This is a genomic window from Hamadaea sp. NPDC051192, from assembly GCF_040682475.1.
In the GTDB taxonomy this organism is placed as follows: domain Bacteria; phylum Actinomycetota; class Actinomycetes; order Mycobacteriales; family Micromonosporaceae; genus Hamadaea; species Hamadaea flava.
The window spans coordinates 1-18,441 of the sequence record NZ_JBFBAZ010000150.1 but is presented as its reverse complement, the minus strand read 5'-3'; the positions used below and the strand labels follow the sequence as shown (position 1 = coordinate 18,441).

Here is an 18,441-nt window from a genome sequence, read left to right as displayed (position 1 = left end):
GCTTTTGCCTTTTGTATCTGTCGTCCCCCCCCCCGCCCCCCCCTCCCCACCGATCTTACCCCTTCAACACCGGGGGGGGGGGGGGGGGCGGGGGGGAGGGGGAGGGGGAGGGTTAGGGGGTGGATTCGGCGCGGGCGATGCGCGCCTTCACTCCCCGGAAGTGCTGGCGCATCGCGTCGGACGCGGCGACCGGGTCCTGGGCGCGCAGCGCGTCGACGATGCGGCGGTGGTTGGCGACGATGTCCTCCATCACCGAGTCGGGTGCGCCGAGGATCGGCTCGACCTGGTGGTAGACCTGCCAGAACAGGTCGATGAGCTGGAGCACCAGTTCGTTGCCGCTGCTCTCGTAGAGCAGGGCGTGGAAGGCCCGGTCGGCTTCCAGGTCGGTCTGCATCGCGGTGACCAGGGCGTCCAATGCGGACAGCCGGGACGCGTTGGTGGAGCCGGCGACCCGGGCGATCAGGCCGGTCTCCAGGATCTCGCGGATCTCGACGAGATCGTGCAGCGCTTTGACCGCGCCCTGGGAGCCGGATCGGATCCGGAACTCCAGCGACGGGCTCAGCACGTCGAGGGAGGCCTTGCCGACGAAGGTGCCGAAGCCGTGCCGGATCTCGACGATCCCGAGCGCCTGAAGGGCCCGGACCGCCTCGCGTACGCTGTTGCGGCTGGCCCCAAGCAGGTCCATGAGCTGCGGTTCGGTCGGCATCGCCTCGCCCGGCACGAGGCCGCGGTCGTGGATCATCGCCACGATCCGGTCCTGAACGGTTTCCCCGCTGCGCCTGGCCATCTGAATCCTCCCGACATCCCACCTTGTCGGTACAGCAATTTACACCGCGTACGCGCTTGACGGCGGGCCGTGGTTTACCTAGTTTCGACACGTGAGGCAGGACATCCCATGTCCTACGACCGCTACTTCGTTGAGGAATCATGAACCGAATCCATTACGGCGGCGACTACAACCCCGAGCAATGGTCGCCAGAGGTCTGGACCGAGGACATGAAGCTGATGACCGAGGCCGGGGTCTCCCTCGTCTCCGTCGGCATCTTCTCCTGGGCCACCGTCGAACCCGCCCCTGGCGCGTACGACTTCGGGTGGTTCGACCAAGTCATGGACAACCTGGCCCAGTACGGGGTCGGGGCGAGCCTGGCCACCATGACGGCTTCGCCGCCGCCGTGGCTGTCGGTCAAGCACCCGGAGATCCTTCCCGAGCGCGCCGACGGCACCCGCCTCTGGCCGGGCTCCCGGCAGCACTACTGCCCGTCCAGCCCGATCTATCGCGAGTACGCCGGCCGCCTGGTCGAGCAGCTCGCCCAGCGATACGGCGACCATCCGGCGCTCAAGATCTGGCACATCGGCAACGAGTACGGCTGCCACACCCGGCAGTGCTTCTGCGACGTCTCGGCCGAGGACTTCCGGCGCTGGCTGCGTGACCGGTACGGCGACATCGACACGCTGAACGAGAACTGGTCGACCACGTTCTGGTCGCAGCGCTACTCCGACTGGGCCGAGATCTTCCCGCCGCGGGCCATGCCGACCTTCGGCAACCCGGCGCACAAGCTGGACTTCGCCCGGTTCAGCGACGACGCGATCCTCCAGTGCTACCTGGTCGAACGCGACATCATCCGGGCGCACACGCCGGACGTGCCGGTCACCACGAACTTCATCGGTCTGGTGCACAAGCCGATCGACTCCTACAAGTGGGCCGCCGAGCAGGACGTCGTCAGTCTCGACAGCTACCCCGACCCCTACGACCGGCGGTCGCACGTCGAGGCCGCGTTCGGCTACGACCTCATCCGCTCGGTCAAGGGCGGGCAGCCGTGGCTGCTCATGGAGCAGGCCCCGAGCGCGGTCAACTGGCGGCCCCGCAACGCGCCCAAGGCCCCCGGCGTCATGCGGCTGTGGAGCTGGCAGGCCATCGCCCAGGGCGCGGACGCGGTGCTCTTCTTCCAGTGGCGCCAAGCCGTCGGCGGCGCCGAGAAGTTCCACTCGGCGATGGTCCCGCACGGTGGGCCGGACACCCGGACTCACCGGGAGGTCCAGGCCCTGGGCCGGGAACTCGCCGCGGCGTCCGAGATCGCGGACTCACGGGTACGCGCAGAGGTCGCGATCCTCCACGACTGGGACAACTGGCGCGCGGTCGAAGGAGACGCCCATCCCGGCGTCGTCGAGCTGCTCCCGGCACACCGGGCGCACTTCGACCCCCTCTTCGACGCGCACGTGACGGTCGACGTCGTGCATCCGGCGACGGATCTTTCGGCGTACAAGCTGGTCGTCGTCCCGAATCTGTATCTTCTGAGTCAGGCGGCGGCCGAGGCGCTGACCCGCTATGTCGCGGCCGGCGGGACCCTCGTGGTCTCGTTCTTCACGGGGATCGTGGACGAGCAGGAGCGCGCCTACCTGGGCGGATATCCCGCGCCGCTGCGTGAGGTGCTGGGTCTGAAGATCGACGAGTTCTGGCCGTTGCCGGTCGGCGGGTCGATCGGCGTGGACGGCGGCACCGGCACGATCTGGTCGGAGTGGATCGAGACCGAGGGCGCCGAGGCCGTAGCCACGTTCACCGAAGGGGAGCTGGCCGGTCGGCCGGCGATCACGCGGCACGAGTACGGCGAGGGCGTCGCCTGGTACCTCGGGACGCGGCCGAACCCGGCGCTGATGCGGACCCTGCTCGACCGGGTACGCGCCGAGGCCGGGGTCGAACCGGTCCTGCCGGGGCTGCCCGACGACGTGCAGGCGATCGTCCGGCACGGTGCGGAGGCCGACTACCTGTTCCTCCTCAACCACTCCGCGTCGGACGTGACCGTGACGCTGCCCGCACCCGCGGTCGACCTGCTCGGCTCCGACGCCTCGGTGACGTCGGTCTCGCTGGCGGCTCACGGCGTCGCGGTGCTCCGGCACTGAGTTCGCTTATCGCGCCGGATCACGGATCGCTTACCCGCGCTGGATCAGGGTTCTGGGTCGAATCTTGCACCATGATTCGACCCGGAACCCTGATCTGGTGAGGAAAGAACCCTGGCCGGGTGAGGAAAGAGGCCAGAAAAGGGCTCGCCCGCGTGGCCACGGGGGAAGCCATGCGGGCGAGCTACGCCGGAGACGTTACACCTATGCCGCGCTCTGCGCCACGCCTGGGAACGCAGATACCGTTTCCAATTCTCGCGTTGTGAGATCAACGGCGAACATCCCACGTTCATCGGGCGTATGGCAGATGACCTGGCCCCGGGGATTCAGACGATCATCGGCCGCAAAGCGTTCGGAAAGCTCGCTTTCAGCCTCTTCCGAGCCGGCGTCCGCGGCGATCAAGAGTGCGGCGATCTCGTCGGCCAGCGCCACTCGCGGATCCTCAGTGGACATCTCGTCCGCGAAGTCGCCACTCATCGCGCCGAACGCGTCCCACAGCAGGATTTCCTCACGCTGCCGGTGGGCCAGTTCGATAAGCACGTAGTCGAAGATGAACCACGGCCCGCCGACCGGCTGATCGGGCCCGATCCCGTAGTTCCACGGGTCGGCCTCGCCCTTCCGGAACGCCGTCCAGACCTCGGCCGCCGTGACGAACGGGGCGCCCGTGGCAGGTCGCGGCATGTCCTGGACGTCGAAGGGCCAGGACGGGCCGGGGTCGAGCTGGCTGTCGACCCAGACCCAGCGGTCGCCGTTCCAGTACTCCACGACGACGTGGTCATGGTGGTAGTTCTCGCGGAAGTAGTTCGCGAACCCGATGCGGCTGCGCGCCGGGATGCCGTGCTGTCGCAGGCCCGCCACGGTGAGCAGGGTGTAGTCGCGGCAGCAGCCGAGCACCCGATCGGTCACCTCGCGCGGCTCGGCGAGGGCGTACGGGTGACGCTCCTGGTCGGTCGCCAGAATCCGCTCGACCCAACGATTGTTGATCTCCAGGAAGTGCTCGTCGGGCAGCTTCTCACCGGAGTGTCGATAGTGGATGACGGTGTTCCGGACGGCGGCGGTGAGCCCCGGGATGTCCGACGGCAGCGCGTCGAGCAGCGCGCCGAAGGGGCCGGGATCGGTGTACGCCGAATGGCGCGCGTACTGCTTCATGGGCGGATCCTCTCGATGGGCTGGGCGACGTACGCGAACGAATCGTCGTCGCCGACCTCGTCCAGGCAGGTGAAGTAGACCTCGCGGGGCGGCCCGAACGGGCTCAGCTCGGTGTCGCGGACGAACCGCGTGACGGCGTCGTAGGCGTGCAGAATCCGGGGATACAGGCATTCGCGCTTCGTGACGGTGGCGTACGCCTGAATCTGGGCGGGCTCGACGCGAATGGTGATGTTCGCCGTCGGCTCGGCCGGTCCGGTGAACGGGATGCACACCTCGACCGGCGCCTCGCTGTCCGGGGACACCGTGCCGTGGTAGATCCACCATTCCTCTCGCCCGAAGCCGAGCTGCTCGGTCTCGATGCCGCTCGCCGTCAGGTGCGCCCGGATCTCGGCGGCGGCCGCGCTCATGGTGTCGACGAGGGCCGCCTGATCGACCTCGCGCCGGATAGCGGCGACCTTCGTCTCCGGAACCGACCGCGTCGCCACCCAGTACTCGGGTCGTTGCGGATCGGTGCTCAACCACTCGGACCGCAGATACTCGACCAGCTCCCGGCGTACGCGGTGCTGCTCCTCCTGGCTGTTCCACCAGCGCAGCACCTGGCGTTCGACGCCGTCGCGGGCGCCCTCGGCGACGCCGTCGAGCACCTCGGCGACGGTCGCCAACGGCATGTCGAGCCGTCGGAGCAGCGAGATCAGCTTCGCCCGGTCGATCTGCTCCGGCGCGTACAGCCGATAGCCGTTGGCCGGATCGACCTCGGCCGGCGGCAACAGGCCGGACAGGTCGTACAGCCGCAGCGCTTTGTGGGAAAGGCCGGTGCGGCGCCCGAACTCGCTGATCGTGAGGGCCGCACGGCGGGTGTCGCGGTGCATGGGCCAAGTCTGCACCCGGCCCTTGGGGCAGGGTGAAGCCCCGAGTTGACCTCAACTTCGGTCGAGGGTCCATGATCGGGCGGTGACGACCCTCGCCGAAGCCCCGACCAGCGTCTACCGCCGCGTCCTGGCCCGCCCCAGTCTGCGCCGGGTGCTGCCCGGCCTGGCGGTGTCCGCCCTCGGCGACGGGATGAGCATGGTGGCGGTCGCGTGGCTCGCCCTTCAGCTCGCGCCGCCCGCTCAGGCGGGCGTCTGGACCGGTCTCGCGGTCGCGGCCTACTCGCTGCCCGCGTCAGTCGGCGCTGTCGTCTTCAGCCGACTTGTACGCCGAATGAACGGAGCGGCGCTGGTGGCGGTGGACGCCGCGGTCCGGGCCGCGGTGCTGGGCACGATCGCGGCGCTGGCGTTGGCCGATGCGTTGAGCGCACTGGGCTTCGTCGGTCTGCTCGCCGTCTCGTCGCTGTTGCACGCGTGGGGCAACGCCGGGGCGTACACGATGGTGGCAGAGGTGCTGCCCGCCGAGGAGCAGATCGCCGGCAACGCCCTGATCTCGACGTTCACCCAGGCCGCGCTCGTCGCCGGACCGGCGCTGGCCGGCTTCCTCACCGCCGCCACCGGGCCGGCCTGGGTCATCCTCGCCGACGCCGGTTCGTTCCTCGTGCTCGCCCTGACGGCGTTGCCGCTAGCCGGCCGATCGACGACGGTGCGCTCGGGTGGTGGCGGCATCGCATGGGGCGAACTGCTGCGGCGGCCGCAGTTGCTCGGACTGGTCGCGGTGACCTGCGTCCTCTACTTCCTCTACGGTCCCGTCGAGGTCGCCTTGCCCGTGTTCGTGGCCCGGGAGCTGGACGCGTCGCCCGGGGTGCTGGGCGCGTACTGGGCGGTTTTCAGCGTGGGCGCGGTCGTCGGCGGCCTGTCGGCCGGGCTCCTCCAGCGATGGTCACTGTGGACGGTCGTGGTCGGCGTCGTCATCGGCTGGGGCTTGGCGCTGCTGCCGATCGGCCTCGCCTCGAGCATCTGGCCAGGCCTCGTCGGGTTCGCCGTGGGCGGGGTGATCTACGGGCCGTTCAACGCCGTCTGCACCGCGTTGTTCCAGCGCACCTCGCCGCCGGAGCTGCTGAGCGGCGTACTGGCGGCGCGGACGGCGTTGACCATTCCGTCGGTCGCCGCCGGGACGCTGCTCGGCGGGCCGATCGTGAGCGAGATCGGGGGCCAGCGGACGCTGCTGCTGTCCGGCGTGCTCACCGTGGTGCTCGGTGTCGCCGTCGCCGTGGTCGTCCGCCGGCCCCCGCGTGGGGATGGGTGAAGCTCAGTACGCCTCGCCGATCGCCTCCTCCGGGGTGTTCTCGGCGGTACGCGCGCCCGCGTTGAGCCGCGCCCAGAAGACGCCCTCGCCGATGCCGTGCGCCATCAGCTTGCCGAAGAGCAGGAAGGCCACTACGCCCACGGCCAGCACCGCCGCGCCGACCCAGAACGGCGACGCCGGCGTGGAGTGCTCGACCAGCAGCCCGGCCACGACCGGAGCCGGGGCGGCCGCGCCCCACCGGACCAGGTTGAACGCCCCGGTGGCGACCCGGCGGTCGGCCGAGCCGAGCCCGAGGGCGAGGTCGGTGAGCAGGGCGTTGGCGACACCCATGCACAGACCGGAGAGCACCAGGATGACCAGCTTCTCCGGGGTGGTCGTCGACACCGCGAAGCCGACCAGGCACAGCAGCAATCCGGTCAGGGCGATGCCGACCGTCTGCACCGCGCCGATCCGGTGGGCGAGCCGGTGCCCGATGCCGAGGATGCCCAGGGCGAGGCCGAGACCCCAGCCGGTGAAGGCCAGCCCCAGCGGGACGACGTCGAGGTGCAGCGCCAGTGGGGCGTACCCGAGCACGATGAAGAACGCGAAGTTGTAGGTGCCGGTGATCGCGCACAGCGCGATGAACGCCTTGCGCTTGAAGGTGCGGCCGATCTCGACCAGCTTCACCGGGGGTTGCGGGGCTGGTTCGCGGAGCCGGGTGGCGGCCACCCCGAGCGCGATCAGCATGAAGACGCCGCAGGCGAAGAACGGCAGTCGCCAGGAGACCTCGCCGAGCAGGCCGCCGATCAGCGGGCCGGTGGCGAAGCCGAGGCCGAGCGCGGTCTCGAAGAGCCCGACGACCCATTCGCGGGACTTGGCGAGGGCGATCATGATGACCATCGCGGTCGCGAAGAACATCGCGTTGCCCAGTCCCCAAACCCCGCGCAGGGTGGCGAGCTGACCGATGTTCTGGCTGAACGCGGCCAGGATCGCGGCGACGCCCACGGTGGTGACCCCGGTGATGAGGATCTTCTTGAAGCCGAACCTCCCGGTCGCCAGCACGGCCGGGATCATGCCCAGCCCCATGACCGCGATGTACGCCGTGAACAGCAGTTCGACCTGCCAGGGCGACACTCCGATGGCCTCGCCGATGGCGGGCAGGATCGGGTCGACCACGGCGATCCCGGCGATCGCCAGGTACGCCGCGATGGCGGTGGCGTAGATCGCGCCACGATTGGGTTCGTTGCCGCGAGACATCGGCGGGCCTCCGAAGAATCTGTCGAAAAATATCTGTATCGTACAGCTAACTAACCTGTATCATACAGCTATGTCGGACCAGGGGGAACTCGAGACGATCGAGATGGAAGTGGCGTTGCTCATGCGACGCGCCGAGGCGACCCGGCGAGCGGGCGAACAAGCCCCGCACCGGGCGCTCGATCGGGCGGCGTACCTGTTGTTGCGGCGGCTGGCCGAACACGGGCCGGCCCAGATCAACGCCCTCGCCGAAGCGCTCGGGCTGGACGGCTCGACGGTGACGCGGCAGGTCAGCGCGCTGGAGCGGGACGGGCTCGTGGAACGGAGCAAGGGACCGCAGGACGGCCGGGTGATCCTGGTGAGCCCCACCCCGGCCGGGCTGGCCCGGGTCGAATCAGTACGCCAAGCCCGGGTCGCGCTCTACGAACAGATCCTCGCGAACTGGGACGACGCCGACCGGACGGCGCTCAGCCGGCTGCTGGCCCGGCTCAATCACGACATGGACGCGGTGATCCGCGCCCGGACCTGATCACCTTCAGCGTCATGGCCCCGGGGCGGCTTTCATGCGTTATCGGGCGGGGGCTTTCGTGCGTTATCGGGCGGGGGCTTTCGTGCGTTATCGGGCGGGGGCTTTCGTGCGTTATCGGGCGGGGCTTTCGCGCGTTATCGGGCGCGGGGGCGGTCGTAGCCGTCGGGGACGGACAACGGCCACGTCCAGTCCGGGTCGGGCCGGTAGTCCGTCCACGTCCCGTCGAACGGGAACTCGGCCGCCTCGATGACCTTCGTCAGGCGTACGCCCTCGGCTCGGACGGCGTCGGGATCGGGCACCCAGTAGTGCTCGGGGAAGGCGAGGCGCTCCTCGAACTCGTCCTCGTCCTTCCACGCCCAGGTGCGATCGGGCCACACCCAGATGTCGAGATCCTGGTCGGTGGTGTCGACGCCGGCGAGCCCGCCGTCGGACCACAGGACCGAGGGCTCCTCGAGGTTGCCGTACCAGCCGCCGAAGTTGTGGCGCCCGTCCCAGAAGAACCAGACCGAATGGGCCGAGGCGGCCCCCGGGGTCTGCGGCGGGATGAACATCAGCATGTCCGGCCCGTAGCGGACCATCTGCCGCAGCTCTTCGCGCCGGGTGATCCACTCCGCGTAGGGCATGTCCCGGATTCCCTCGCCGGCCTCGGAGAGGCTGATCAGGATGGGCGTGCCGTGGGCGATCCAGAGCAGCAGGCCGCGCTCGTCGTGCTGGACGACCCGGGCCAGTTTGAGGAACACCAGGCGCTCGCCGACGAAGCCGCGGTGGAGGAGGAGCTGACCCGGCGCGAACACTCGTCCAGCCTAGTCGATCTCGCCGGATGCGAGCTGCCGCGCCTGGTGTCCGTTTTCCCAGGTCAGAAGCCATTGCGGACTGAGACACATTTAGTAGTTGCCCCTGTACAACGCGTAATCGAATCGCCAGACTTGTCGGATGGATTCGCGGGAGACCATGACGCACCAGGGCGGATGGCGCTGGCTGAGCCGGGTGGCTCGCCGGGAACTGCCGGCCGTCCTGCAGATCCTCGCCGCCGGTGGGCTGGCGATCGTCGTCGCGCTGCTACTGGGCTTCGACAAACCGGTAGGTGCGCCGCTCTTCGCGATCACGACGCTGGAATTCGTCTGCGCCCGCCATCGGCGCTCCGTCGCCGTCTTCTTCTTCGGCATGGGCTTCGGCCTCGCCATCGCGGCCGTCGCGGCGGGATACCGATCGTTCGACCGGGTCGTGCTCGACTTCGTCGTGGGCGTCGCGGTCGCGATGGTCGTCGCGTTCCTCACCACGCCCCGCAACGCGACGCGGCAGGTGAACGCGCAGTTGGAGCCGCTGCTCAACACCCTGACCGTGAACGTGCGGACGATCGCGGGCGCGCTGCGTACGCGGGACGCCGAATCGGCTCGGGGCGCCGTCTACGCCTTGGTCGACACGGAGAACGACCTACGCCGGTTGAACGAGGTGCTCCTGGCGACCCGGCGCTCGTCGGCGATCACGCTCTGGACGACCGGGCAGGACCTCGACGCGTACGCGGAGACCGCCCGCGAGATCGGGTACGCCGTCCGCAACATCCGGGTGATGGCCCGGCACGCCTGGTGGGGCGTCCTGCACGGTGGCGAGCCGGTGCCGGTCGCGTTGCCGCCGATGCTGGAGTCCCTCGCCGACGGAGTCGGTCTGCTGCGCGACGAACTTCGCCGGGACGGCCCGCTCCGGGTGGCGCAGCCGCAGCTCGTCTCGGCCGCGCGCTGGATCGACGTGATGCGCGGCGAGCATCTCGGCCTGGCCAGCGCCGCAGTGGCCGCCGACGCCGACGCGGCGGTGCTGAACCTGCTCATCGCGACCGGCATCCCGCTGGCGAAGGCGGACGCCCTGCTCAACCACAGCCGGGACGAGGCCGCCGCGGCCGACCTCCGCTTAGAGCCCGTCCTCGCTGCCTGACCACCCGCCACCCACCCACCCGCCACCCACCCACGCGCGCTCACCCGCCGCCGCCCCAGGCGCGTTGATCATGGAGTTTCCGGGTGTGACACGCCGTCGATACCGCAGTTAACTCCATGATCAACGGAACGGGGTGGGGGGTGGGGTGGGGTGGGGGGGCAGGGGGGTGGGTTAGGCGAGGCCGTGGCGGACGGCGTACAGGGCCGCTTGGGTTCGGTCGTCGACCTCCAGCTTCATGAGGATCGCCGACACGTGCGTCTTCACCGTCTTCTCGGCCAGGTGCAGCTCGCGGGCGATCTCCCGGTTCGACCGGCCGAGCGCCAGCTGCTGGAGGACCTCCCGTTCGCGGGCGGTCAGTTGATCCAGCCGGTCGCCGGAGACCCCGGTGCTCAGCGCGGCGGCGATGGCCGGCGGCAGCACGACGTGTCCAGCGTGGACGGTGCGGATGGCGTTCGCGAGCGCGGCCGGGTCGACATCCTTGGCGACGCAGCCCGCCGCGCCCGCCCGGATCGCCGGCAGGACCGAGGGCGCGTCGGTGAAACTGGTGACTACGAGCACCTTCGCCGCGCTGCCCGCGTCGCGGAGGCGTTTGATGGCCTCGACACCGTCCACGCCCGGCATCTTGAGATCGAGCAGGATGACGTCCGGCTGCGTCGCCAAGGCCTGCGTGACGGCCTCCGCGCCATCGCCCGCCTCACCGACGACGGTTATGTCGTCATGAGTCTCCAGAAAGACTCGCAGCCCACGGCGTACCACTGCGTGATCGTCGGTGAGCAGGACGCGGATCTCAGCCACGGGGGACCTCCAGGGTGACCGTCGTGCCGCCGCCGGGCCGTGAGGCGACCGAGAGCGCGCCGCCCACGCGGCGCGCGCGCTCGCGCATGGACGACAGGCCGAGCCGGGCGTTCGCGGCGGCCGGGACGCTCGTGTCGAAGCCGGTGCCGTCGTCGGTGATGGTGCAGACCACGCCGCGCCCGCCGTCGGCGAGGCGCACCTGGACCACCGAGGCGGACGCGTGCCGCAACGCGTTGTGCAGCGCCTCCTCGGCGACGCGTAGCACGACCTCCTCCACGGCCGGGGTGAGCTTTCCGGTCAGCTCCGCGACGAACTCGACCCGCGCCTCGTGCACCCGATCCAGAAGAGCCGCCCGCCGCCGCAGCGTCTCGACCAGACCCGTGTCGGCCAACTCGCGGGGCCGCAACTCGGCCACGATCTGGCCCAGCTCCTCGGTCGCCTGCGCCGCCAGCCGCCGGATCTCCTGCAACTCGGTCTCGGCGCGGGCCGGGTCCTTGCGCACGTACGCCGCCGCGGCCTCGGTCGTCAGACGCAGACTGAACAGCTTCTGCGCCACGGCGTCGTGGAGTTCCCGGGCGACCCGCTGGCGCTCCTCCAGCAGGGTCAGCTCCCGGCCCTGCTCGTACAGCCGGGCGTTGGTCAGCGCGATCGCGGCGTGGGCGGCCAGCACCGCGAGCAGACTCTCGTCCTCGGCGGTGAACTCGCCGCTCCGCCGGTTGGCCAGGAACACCGCGCCCAGGATCTCCTCGCCGTCGGTGATCGGCACCCCGAGGAAGTCCTTGAGCACCGGATGCGCCGCCGGCCACCAGCCGAACCGGGGATCCGAGCGCACGTCGGGCAGCCGTTGCGGCCGCATGTCGTGCAACATCGCCGCGAGCAGGCCGTGCTGGCGGGGGAGCGGGCCGATGGCGGCCCATTGCTCGTCGGACACCCCGTCGACCACGAACTCGGCGAAACCGCCCTGATCGTCCGGTACGCCCAACGCCGCGTACTCGCAGTCGAGGAGCGAACGCGCCGCCTTCACGATCGTCTGCAGCACCTCGCGTACGGACCGGTGCCGGCTGACCGCCAGCACCGCGGTGCTCAGCTCGTCCAGGGTGCTGCGTTCGTCCACGTCCTCAACATAGCCGGGACCGGCGGAGTCGGGTCCTAGGTCCAAGGACCTAGGACGGCGGCGGCTCGGGACCGATTCGCGGACGCCCAGCAGTCCATAGCGTCGAGACATGCCTACCGCGATCATCACCGGAGCCAGCCGCGGACTCGGTCTGGCCCTCACCCGTACGCTGTCGGCCGCCGGCTGGAGCGTCATCGCCGACGCCCGCCACGAAGCCGATCTGATCGGCGCCACGAGCGCGCTGCCGAACGTGGTCGCCGTCGCCGGCGACGTCACCGACGCCGAGCACCGGAGCGCCCTGATCGCTCAGGCCGAGCGACTGGGCGGGCTCGATCTCCTCGTCAACAACGCCGGAGCGCTCGGGCCGAGCCCGCTGCCGCCGGTGGGAGCCGTTGCCGGACAGGCGTTGCGGGACCTGTTCGAGGTGAACGTCGTCGCGCCGGTGGCGCTGACCCAGGCCGCTCTGCCGCTGCTGCGTACGGGGCGGGGCGTGGTGCTCAACGTGACCTCGGACGCCGCCGTCGAGGCGTACGAGGGATGGGGCGCCTACGGCGCTTCGAAGGCCGCCCTGGAACACCTCGGCAAGGTCCTCGGCGCCGAGGAGCCGGCCGTCACCGTGTGGCAGGTCGACCCGGGCGATCTGCGTACGCGGATGCACCAGGACGCCTTCCCCGGCGAGGACATCTCCGACCGGCCGCTGCCGGAGTCGGTCGCGCCCGGCCTGCTCGGGCTGCTGGCCCAGCGTCCGTCGTCGGGCCGCCACAAGCTGGCCGACTGGATCCCGGCCGGGGTGAACGCATGAGCGCGTTGTGGGTTCCGTTCGAGGTCGCCGACTTCGAGCGCAGCGCGGACCACTACGGCCGGCTGCTGGCCCTGCCCGTCATCGACCACTGGAAGCGACCGGGGGAGCAGGGCGCGGTCTACGACGCGGGTGGCGGCCGGGTGGAGATAGTCCAGACCACGCGCCCGACCCGGCCGCCGGGCGTGGCCCTCGAACTGCCGGATCGGCCCAGCGTCGACGCCGTGCACCTGGCGGCCGGACCGGCGGCCGAGACGACCCCGGCGACCTTCCCCCGCGGGCACTACGGGTTCGTGCTCGCCGACCCCGACGGCAACCGCGTACTCGTTTGGACGGAAGCATGACGGCGACACTGGAGTTCACCCTCGCCCCCGAATTGGAGGCGCACGAGCCACCCGAGGCCCGAGGCCTGGCGCGCGACGAGGTACGCCTGCTGGTCGGCTCGGCCGACGGCGTCAGCCACCATCGGTTCGCCGATCTGCCGTCGCTGTTGCGGGCCGGGGACGTGCTGGTGGTCAACACCTCGGCCACGATGGCCTCAGCAGTGGACACTGTGGACAAGGAATTCGTCGTGCACTTCTCCACCCGCCAGCCCGACGGGCGCTGGGTCGTGGAAGTGCGGCGTCCGGTCGGCGGCTCGACGCAGCCGTTCTTCGACGCGTACTCCGGGCAGCGGCTCACGCTCTCCGGCGGCGTGGTCGTCAGGCTGGCCGAGGCTTATTCGGATCGGCTGTGGATCGCCGAGGTCTCGGTCGACTCGGTGCCGCGCTATCTGCGCGCCCATGGCCGTCCGATTCGCTACTCCTATGTAGAACGCGACTGGCCCCTGTGGGCGTACCGCAGTGTCTTCGCGATCAGCACCCCGGACGATCGTGAGGGCAGCGCGGAGATGCCGAGCGCGAGCCGGCCGTTCACCGAGGCGCTGGTGACGCGGTTGGCCAGCCGCGGCGTCGTCATCGCGCCGATCACCCTGCACACCGGCGTCGCCTCGGCCGAGGCGCACGAACGGCCCTACCCCGAGCGGTTCGAGGTGCCCGAGACCACCGCACGCCTGGTCACCCAGGCTCGCGCCGCCGGTGGGCGGGTCATCGCCGTGGGCACGACCGCGGTCCGCGCGCTGGAGACCGCCGCCCGAGCCGACGGGTCGGTCCAGGCCGCGGCGGGGTGGACCGACGTCGTGGTCACGCCGGAGCGAGGCGTACGCGTCATCGACGGCCTGCTCACGGGGTTCCACGAGCCGAAGGCGTCGCACCTGCTGATGCTGTCCGCCATAGCCGGCGAGGATCTGCTGTCCACCTGCTATCGCGAGGCCGTCGAGCACGGGTATCTCTGGCACGAGTTCGGCGACCTGAATCTCCTCATCCCCTGAGCCTTGTCCCTTGACCTTTGATCTACGAGAAGGACGCCGCGGGCTGCGGCGTCCTTCTCATCCGTGCAACCGGTTCCGTGCAACCGGCTCGGTGCTACATGTTCATGGCGTCCTTGGCCTTCTTGCCCATGTCCGACGCCTTGTCCTTGGCCTTCTGGCCCATGTTCTTGGCCTTGCCCGACATCTCCTCCGACTGGCCTTCGTCCTGCATTCGCTCGTCGTCGGTCATGTCGCCCATTTGTTCCTTGGCCTTGCCCTTCCACTCCTGGGCTTCATTGCGGATGTTGTCGTCCATACCCATGGCTCTGAGACCTCCTCGGGCTCGGTTATCTCCGGCGGTACCCCGGTCGCGGCCCGCTAACCACCGTTATGGCTCGGATAAATCGGACATAGCGGCACTGCTGGGGACGCCGTGGCGGAATGTCGGAGTGCGGTGGCACGATCTCGGCATGAGCGTCCGAGACGACTACCTCGCCAGTGCTGCCGTGGCGGCGGCGTTCCTCGCCGAACCCGCCGTGGCGGCCCGCTGGGCCGAGCCGAGCGCGTTGGCCAAGCTGAGCGTCGGCGGGCTGGCCGGCCACCTCTCCCGGCAGATCGTGGTGATCCCGGGAGTCCTGGCGGCGCCACCGTCGGCCGCTGCGCCGATCGACCTCGTCGAGCACTACACCCAGGTCAAATGGCGTGGGGCGGATCTGGACGAGGAGACCAACGCGGGGATCCGCGAAACGGGAGAGACCGCGGCCGAGCCCGGATCCGCCGCGATCAACGACGACGTCGCCGCGGCCCTCGCCGAGCTGCCCGGAGTCGTGCTCGGGCGCTCCGACGGCGGCGTGCTCGTGCCCTGGACGGGCTGGACGCTCACCGTCGACGGCTTCCTCACGACGCGGCTGCTGGAGCTGATCGTGCACACCGACGATCTGGCCGTCAGCGTCGGCGCGCCGACGCCGGAGTTCCCGCCGTCGGCGGTGCAGACCGTGGTCGACCTGTTGTCCCGGTTGGCCGTGCAGCGGCACGGGGCGGTGAACGTCCTCCGGGCGCTCAGCCGGGCCGAGCGAGCACCGGCGACGGTCGCGGCGATCTGACGCTCGTCTCCCGCTTTCGCCCGGGCGTGGACGTGCTTCGCGTGGGTGCGCCTTCGCCCGCGCGTGCTTCGCGTGGGTGCGCCTTCGGGTGCGTCGGCGTGCTTCGCGTGGGTGCGCCTTCGGGTGGGTGCCCGGGGGCGTCGCTGTTGGTTGGCGCTGCCGGGTCAGAGGCCGAGGAGGGCGGCGAGCTGGGCGACGCCAGGCAGTCGCCGCGCGCCCTTCGGGTCAGCCTCCACTGTGGTCACATCGGCGACCACGACGGTGACGTTGTCCGGCGCGCCCGCCTGAAGCGCCAGCTTCACCAGCTGCTCGGCGGCCTGCTTGACCTCTGGGTGCGTCTGCAGCGCGTGGGCGATGCTGTGGTCGGTGACGATGTCGGAGAGCCCGTCGCTGCACAGCAGGAACCGGTCGCCCGGGCGGATCGAGACGGTGGAACACGCGGTGGTGAAGTCGAGCCCCTGCACGGACTGGGTGATGAGGGACTTCTGCGGGTGGTGGCGGGCGTCGTCCTCGGAGAGGACCCCGCGGTCGATCAGGGACTGCACGTAGGTGTCGTCCTTGGTCAGCCGGCGCAGCTCGCCCTCCCGCAGCAGGTACGCCCGGGAGTCGCCGACGTGCGCCACCAACACCTCGGCCGCGTCGTCGGCGTCGGCGGAGAGCAGCACGGCCGTCATCGTGGTGCCCATGCCCTCCTTCAACGGGTCGTCGAGGGTGGCCTGGTAGATCCCCCGGTTCGCGGTCATGAGGTGGTCGAGGAGCACCCGCGCCGGTTCGTCGCCGAGGTCGGCGGTCTCCAGGGCGGCCAGCTCGCGGATCACGATCGCGCTCGCGTCCTCGCCCGCGGGAGCCCCGCCGACCCCGTCGGCGATCACGAGCAACCGGGACCCGGCGTACGCCGAATCCTCGTTGTTCGCCCGGATCAGCCCGAGGTCGGTGAGCAGAACGGAGCGGAGGGCGAGACTCATCCCTCAAGGGTGCAGGCAAGGATGGTCAGATGTCTCTAGGCATTAGTACGTAATTTCTCGCAGACCCCTCTCGGCCGTGAGAGAAATGTGGGGCAACCGTATCCTTTGGGCCGTGAACCCGGTGCCGATGGTTGGGCGCGCCGACGAACTGCGGGAGCTCGTCGGCCAATGGGAACGGGTCGTATCGCCGGATTTGTCGAGTACCGGGGTGGTCGTCCTGACCGGCCAGCCGGGTGTCGGCAAGAGCCGTCTGGTCGCGACGGCCGTCGAGGCGTTCGCCCCTCGCCCGGCGACGGTGCTGACCGGCACCGCCCGGCTGCACTCGCCGGCCCCGTACGACTGGCTCGCCGCCGTGCTGAGCGGACGGGACACGCGTACGCTGCCCGTCCCGGCCGACGGACTGGGCTGGCTCGCCCAAGACCCCCAGGCCCCGACCGAGCGCTACGCGCCGGATGCGCTCCTGCGCCTCGCCGTACGCACCGTGCGCGCACTGGTCGGTGAAGGGCCGGCCGTCCTGGTCGTCGAAGATCTGCACGCCCTCGACCCGGCCAGCCTGAGCCTCATCGCCGAACTCGCGGCGGCCCCGAGACTCCCGGCGCTCCTCATCGTGACGAGCCAACCGGCCGAAGCGGCCCTCGCACGGCACCTGGTCGCGCGTACGCTCGCCCGCCTGTCGGGCGCACCGAACGCCGTCCGGCAGCACCTCGGGCCGCTCGACCCGGAACGCGTGACCGAGATCCTCGCGGCGGCCCACCCCGGACTGCCGGACGCCGAACGAGTCGGGCTCGCCGTGTGGCGGCGTACCGGGGGGAATCCGTATCTGCTCAGCGAACTGCTGGCGACCACGGCCGGGCGTGGCCTGGCGGCGCTGGAAGACGAACCCGTCGGGCCGGAGGCCGAACAGGTCGAACTGACCGCGCGGGAACTCCAAGTGCTGGAATGCCTCGCCGCCGGGATGTCCAACAAGCAGGTCGCGAAGTCGCTCGACATCTCGATCCGGACGGTTGCCGTGCACGTGTCCAACCTGCTGCGGAAGACCGGGTCGTCGTCGCGTACCGAGGCGGCGCTGTGGGCCGTCAAACGCCCCTGACCCTTACCTCTCGCCGCCGCCGCTCGCCGCCGCTCGCCGCCGCTCGCCGCTCCCGCGTTGGGCGGTGGATCAGGGATCTGTGTCGAATCTTGGCCCAAGATTCGACTTGGAACCCTGATCCAGCGCCGAACCAGGCACTTGCCGCGGACCGAACTGGCGCTCGCCGCCGAACCAGTGGTGGATCAGCCGGCGCGGCCGCGCGGCTTGAGCTGACCGGGCGGCAGCGCGGGAGCGAGCAGCCGGTCCCCGTCGTAGCCGTGCACTTCGCCGAAGCCGCCCGTCCCCGCGTTCCACGCTTCGCGGGCCTGCGCGACCTCATCCCCGGTACGCGTCACGAAGTTCCACCACATCACGATCTCCTCCGCGAACGGTTCCCCGCCGAGGAGCAGCACGGCAGTGTCCACATCAGACTCCAGTTGGACGTCCGATCGGTGGGAACCCAGATACAGCAGCGATCCCGGCTCCAGCAGTACGCCGTCCACCCGGGCACCGCCGGACATCGTGAGCGCGGCGTACTCGAAGTCAGGCTCCAGCGGGAAGCGCGCGTCGGCACCGGCCGCCAGGCTCAGGTCGGCCCCGACGAGCGGGGAGTACGTCGTCCCAGGGGACGCCGCGCCGTCGATCTCGCCGAGCATCACGGTCGCCGTCACGCCGCCGCCGGTGACCACCGGAAGCGCGGGATGGTGTTCGAAGGCCGGCTCGACATGCCGGTACTCGTCGGGCAGCGCCACCCAGAGCTGCGCGCCGTGCAGCAGCGGAAGATGTTCGCGGGGCGATTCCTCGGAGTGGGCGATGGCCCGGCCGGAGGTCATCACGCCCAGCTGACCCGGGCGCAGCGTCTGGAGGCTGCCGAGGCTGTCGCGGTGCAGCACCTCGCCCTCGTGCAGCCAGCTCACCGTCTGCAGGCCCATGTGCGGATGCGGTGGCACCTGCATCCCCGGCTCGGCGGCGATGTCGTCCGGCCCGTAGTGATCGATGAAGCACCACGCGCCGATCATGCGCCGGCCGAGGGTCGGCAGCAGGCGGCGTACCTGGGTGCTCTCGCCGAGCTGCACGACGCGGCCCGGGATCAGGTCGCGTACCGGCTCGGCGGCGACGCCGGCCCGGCCGCCGCAGGTGGACATCGCCGGGGCGCGGTCGAGGTTGCTCATGCGCTCAACCTACCCGCGCCCCGGCGCCCCCCGGACCCGAAGCGACCCTCATCCGCTCCCGCGTCCCACCCCGCCCCAAGGGCGTTGATCATGGGGTTTACCCCCTCGACACGCCGCCGAGACCACAGTTAACTCCATGATCAACGGGGAGAGACGGGGGTGGGGC

At 70.4% G+C, this 18,441-nt stretch carries 19 protein-coding genes; 9 read left to right on the top strand and 10 right to left on the bottom strand.

Annotated features, from left to right (window positions below; all coding sequences use genetic code 11):
- Window positions 1–112 precede the first annotated feature (112 nt).
- Window positions 113–787, bottom strand: a complete 675-nt coding sequence (locus tag AB0M47_RS36280; RefSeq protein ID WP_363422263.1) for a FadR/GntR family transcriptional regulator — start codon at window positions 785–787, stop codon at window positions 113–115.
- A gap of 140 nt (window positions 788–927) precedes the next feature.
- Between AB0M47_RS36280 and AB0M47_RS36275 the strand changes: the two genes are divergently transcribed.
- Window positions 928–2,898, top strand: a complete 1,971-nt coding sequence (locus AB0M47_RS36275) for a beta-galactosidase (protein ID WP_363422261.1) — start codon at window positions 928–930, stop codon at window positions 2,896–2,898.
- Between the two features lie 201 nt (window positions 2,899–3,099).
- Here the strand turns inward: AB0M47_RS36275 and AB0M47_RS36270 are convergent, their stop codons facing one another.
- Together AB0M47_RS36270 and AB0M47_RS36265 are read right to left on the bottom strand one after the other, a co-directional pair.
- On the bottom strand, window positions 3,100–4,044 hold the full coding sequence (locus AB0M47_RS36270) for a transglutaminase domain-containing protein (RefSeq protein WP_363422259.1): 945 nt from the start codon (window positions 4,042–4,044) through the stop codon (window positions 3,100–3,102).
- Complete coding sequence (locus AB0M47_RS36265; protein ID WP_363422257.1) at window positions 4,041–4,913, bottom strand: MerR family transcriptional regulator; 873 nt, start codon at window positions 4,911–4,913, stop codon at window positions 4,041–4,043. The genes AB0M47_RS36270 and AB0M47_RS36265 overlap by 4 nt, the downstream gene beginning before the upstream one ends.
- Before the next feature lie 82 nt (window positions 4,914–4,995).
- On the opposite strand from AB0M47_RS36265, the gene AB0M47_RS36260 reads away from it, so the two are divergent.
- Entirely contained in the window at window positions 4,996–6,219 is a 1,224-nt protein-coding gene (locus tag AB0M47_RS36260) for an MFS transporter (RefSeq protein ID WP_363422255.1), read from the top strand.
- A 3-nt stretch (window positions 6,220–6,222) separates the two neighbouring features.
- Here AB0M47_RS36260 and AB0M47_RS36255 read toward each other — a convergent pair whose 3' ends face one another.
- The gene (locus tag AB0M47_RS36255) at window positions 6,223–7,455 is read right to left on the bottom strand and encodes an MFS transporter (RefSeq protein ID WP_363422253.1); all 1,233 of its coding nucleotides are present in this window, start codon (window positions 7,453–7,455) and stop codon (window positions 6,223–6,225) included.
- Between the two features lie 70 nt (window positions 7,456–7,525).
- Here AB0M47_RS36255 and AB0M47_RS36250 point away from each other — a divergent pair, with 70 nt between their 5' ends.
- Entirely contained in the window at window positions 7,526–7,981 is a 456-nt protein-coding gene (locus AB0M47_RS36250) for a MarR family transcriptional regulator (RefSeq protein ID WP_363422251.1), read from the top strand.
- A 134-nt stretch (window positions 7,982–8,115) separates the two neighbouring features.
- On the opposite strand, the gene AB0M47_RS36245 is transcribed toward AB0M47_RS36250, so the two are convergent.
- Window positions 8,116–8,775 carry a DUF402 domain-containing protein gene (locus tag AB0M47_RS36245; protein ID WP_363422249.1) on the bottom strand — a complete coding sequence of 220 codons (660 nt, stop codon included), beginning with the start codon at window positions 8,773–8,775 and terminating at the stop codon, window positions 8,116–8,118.
- 139 nt (window positions 8,776–8,914) lie between these two features.
- On the opposite strand from AB0M47_RS36245, the gene AB0M47_RS36240 reads away from it, so the two are divergent.
- Entirely contained in the window at window positions 8,915–9,910 is a 996-nt protein-coding gene (locus AB0M47_RS36240; protein ID WP_363422247.1) for a hypothetical protein, read from the top strand.
- A 171-nt stretch (window positions 9,911–10,081) separates the two neighbouring features.
- On the opposite strand, the gene AB0M47_RS36235 is transcribed toward AB0M47_RS36240, so the two are convergent.
- Window positions 10,082–10,705: a response regulator transcription factor gene (locus AB0M47_RS36235; protein ID WP_363422245.1), complete on the bottom strand. Its 624-nt coding sequence runs from the start codon at window positions 10,703–10,705 to the stop codon at window positions 10,082–10,084.
- Window positions 10,698–11,819 carry a GAF domain-containing sensor histidine kinase gene (locus AB0M47_RS36230; protein WP_363422243.1) on the bottom strand — a complete coding sequence of 374 codons (1,122 nt, stop codon included), beginning with the start codon at window positions 11,817–11,819 and terminating at the stop codon, window positions 10,698–10,700. The genes AB0M47_RS36235 and AB0M47_RS36230 overlap by 8 nt, the downstream gene beginning before the upstream one ends.
- Window positions 11,820–11,928: 109 nt before the next feature.
- Between AB0M47_RS36230 and AB0M47_RS36225 the strand changes: the two genes are divergently transcribed.
- The 3 genes from AB0M47_RS36225 to AB0M47_RS36215 are packed head-to-tail and all read left to right on the top strand — an operon-like array spanning window position 11,929 to window position 13,987.
- Window positions 11,929–12,621 carry an SDR family NAD(P)-dependent oxidoreductase gene (locus AB0M47_RS36225; RefSeq protein ID WP_363422241.1) on the top strand — a complete coding sequence of 231 codons (693 nt, stop codon included), beginning with the start codon at window positions 11,929–11,931 and terminating at the stop codon, window positions 12,619–12,621.
- A complete protein-coding gene (locus AB0M47_RS36220) occupies window positions 12,618–12,962 on the top strand; it encodes a VOC family protein (protein WP_253761326.1) in 345 nt (114 codons plus the stop codon). The genes AB0M47_RS36225 and AB0M47_RS36220 overlap by 4 nt, the downstream gene beginning before the upstream one ends.
- The gene (locus AB0M47_RS36215; protein ID WP_363422239.1) at window positions 12,959–13,987 is read left to right on the top strand and encodes an S-adenosylmethionine:tRNA ribosyltransferase-isomerase; all 1,029 of its coding nucleotides are present in this window, start codon (window positions 12,959–12,961) and stop codon (window positions 13,985–13,987) included. Before AB0M47_RS36220 ends, AB0M47_RS36215 begins: the two co-directional genes overlap by 4 nt.
- 94 nt (window positions 13,988–14,081) lie before the next feature.
- Here the strand turns inward: AB0M47_RS36215 and AB0M47_RS36210 are convergent, their stop codons facing one another.
- The gene (locus AB0M47_RS36210; protein ID WP_363422237.1) at window positions 14,082–14,288 is read right to left on the bottom strand and encodes a CsbD family protein; all 207 of its coding nucleotides are present in this window, start codon (window positions 14,286–14,288) and stop codon (window positions 14,082–14,084) included.
- A 148-nt stretch (window positions 14,289–14,436) separates the two neighbouring features.
- Between AB0M47_RS36210 and AB0M47_RS36205 the strand changes: the two genes are divergently transcribed.
- Window positions 14,437–15,069: a maleylpyruvate isomerase N-terminal domain-containing protein gene (locus AB0M47_RS36205; RefSeq protein WP_363422235.1), complete on the top strand. Its 633-nt coding sequence runs from the start codon at window positions 14,437–14,439 to the stop codon at window positions 15,067–15,069.
- A 164-nt stretch (window positions 15,070–15,233) separates the two neighbouring features.
- Here AB0M47_RS36205 and AB0M47_RS36200 read toward each other — a convergent pair whose 3' ends face one another.
- Complete coding sequence (locus AB0M47_RS36200; RefSeq protein ID WP_253761330.1) at window positions 15,234–16,034, bottom strand: protein phosphatase 2C domain-containing protein; 801 nt, start codon at window positions 16,032–16,034, stop codon at window positions 15,234–15,236.
- Window positions 16,035–16,146: 112 nt separating this feature from the next.
- Here AB0M47_RS36200 and AB0M47_RS36195 point away from each other — a divergent pair, with 112 nt between their 5' ends.
- Window positions 16,147–17,124, top strand: coding sequence for an AAA family ATPase (locus AB0M47_RS36195; RefSeq protein WP_363422233.1), 978 nt, complete (start codon window positions 16,147–16,149; stop codon window positions 17,122–17,124).
- Between the two features lie 182 nt (window positions 17,125–17,306).
- On the opposite strand, the gene AB0M47_RS36190 is transcribed toward AB0M47_RS36195, so the two are convergent.
- Window positions 17,307–18,275, bottom strand: coding sequence for a pirin family protein (locus tag AB0M47_RS36190; protein ID WP_363422231.1), 969 nt, complete (start codon window positions 18,273–18,275; stop codon window positions 17,307–17,309).
- Between the last annotated feature and the right edge of the window lie 166 nt (window positions 18,276–18,441).

Excerpts from the sequence above, each read along its gene's own strand:
- AB0M47_RS36275 (WP_363422261.1), top strand. The coding sequence starts at position 928 with ATGAACCGAATCCATTACGGCGGCGACTACAACCCCGAGCAATGGTCG.
- AB0M47_RS36220 (WP_253761326.1), top strand. The coding sequence starts at position 12,618 with ATGAGCGCGTTGTGGGTTCCGTTCGAGGTCGCCGACTTCGAGCGCAGC.
- AB0M47_RS36210 (WP_363422237.1), bottom strand. The coding sequence starts at position 14,288 with ATGGGTATGGACGACAACATCCGCAATGAAGCCCAGGAGTGGAAGGGC.
- AB0M47_RS36255 (WP_363422253.1), bottom strand. The coding sequence starts at position 7,455 with ATGTCTCGCGGCAACGAACCCAATCGTGGCGCGATCTACGCCACCGCC.
- AB0M47_RS36200 (WP_253761330.1), bottom strand. The coding sequence starts at position 16,034 with ATGAGTCTCGCCCTCCGCTCCGTTCTGCTCACCGACCTCGGGCTGATC.
- AB0M47_RS36280 (WP_363422263.1), bottom strand. The coding sequence starts at position 787 with ATGGCCAGGCGCAGCGGGGAAACCGTTCAGGACCGGATCGTGGCGATG.
- AB0M47_RS36215 (WP_363422239.1), top strand. The coding sequence starts at position 12,959 with ATGACGGCGACACTGGAGTTCACCCTCGCCCCCGAATTGGAGGCGCAC.
- AB0M47_RS36190 (WP_363422231.1), bottom strand. The coding sequence starts at position 18,275 with ATGAGCAACCTCGACCGCGCCCCGGCGATGTCCACCTGCGGCGGCCGG.
- AB0M47_RS36250 (WP_363422251.1), top strand. The coding sequence starts at position 7,526 with ATGTCGGACCAGGGGGAACTCGAGACGATCGAGATGGAAGTGGCGTTG.
- AB0M47_RS36270 (WP_363422259.1), bottom strand. The coding sequence starts at position 4,044 with ATGAAGCAGTACGCGCGCCATTCGGCGTACACCGATCCCGGCCCCTTC.
- AB0M47_RS36205 (WP_363422235.1), top strand. The coding sequence starts at position 14,437 with ATGAGCGTCCGAGACGACTACCTCGCCAGTGCTGCCGTGGCGGCGGCG.
- AB0M47_RS36240 (WP_363422247.1), top strand. The coding sequence starts at position 8,915 with ATGGATTCGCGGGAGACCATGACGCACCAGGGCGGATGGCGCTGGCTG.
- AB0M47_RS36225 (WP_363422241.1), top strand. The coding sequence starts at position 11,929 with ATGCCTACCGCGATCATCACCGGAGCCAGCCGCGGACTCGGTCTGGCC.
- AB0M47_RS36265 (WP_363422257.1), bottom strand. The coding sequence starts at position 4,913 with ATGCACCGCGACACCCGCCGTGCGGCCCTCACGATCAGCGAGTTCGGG.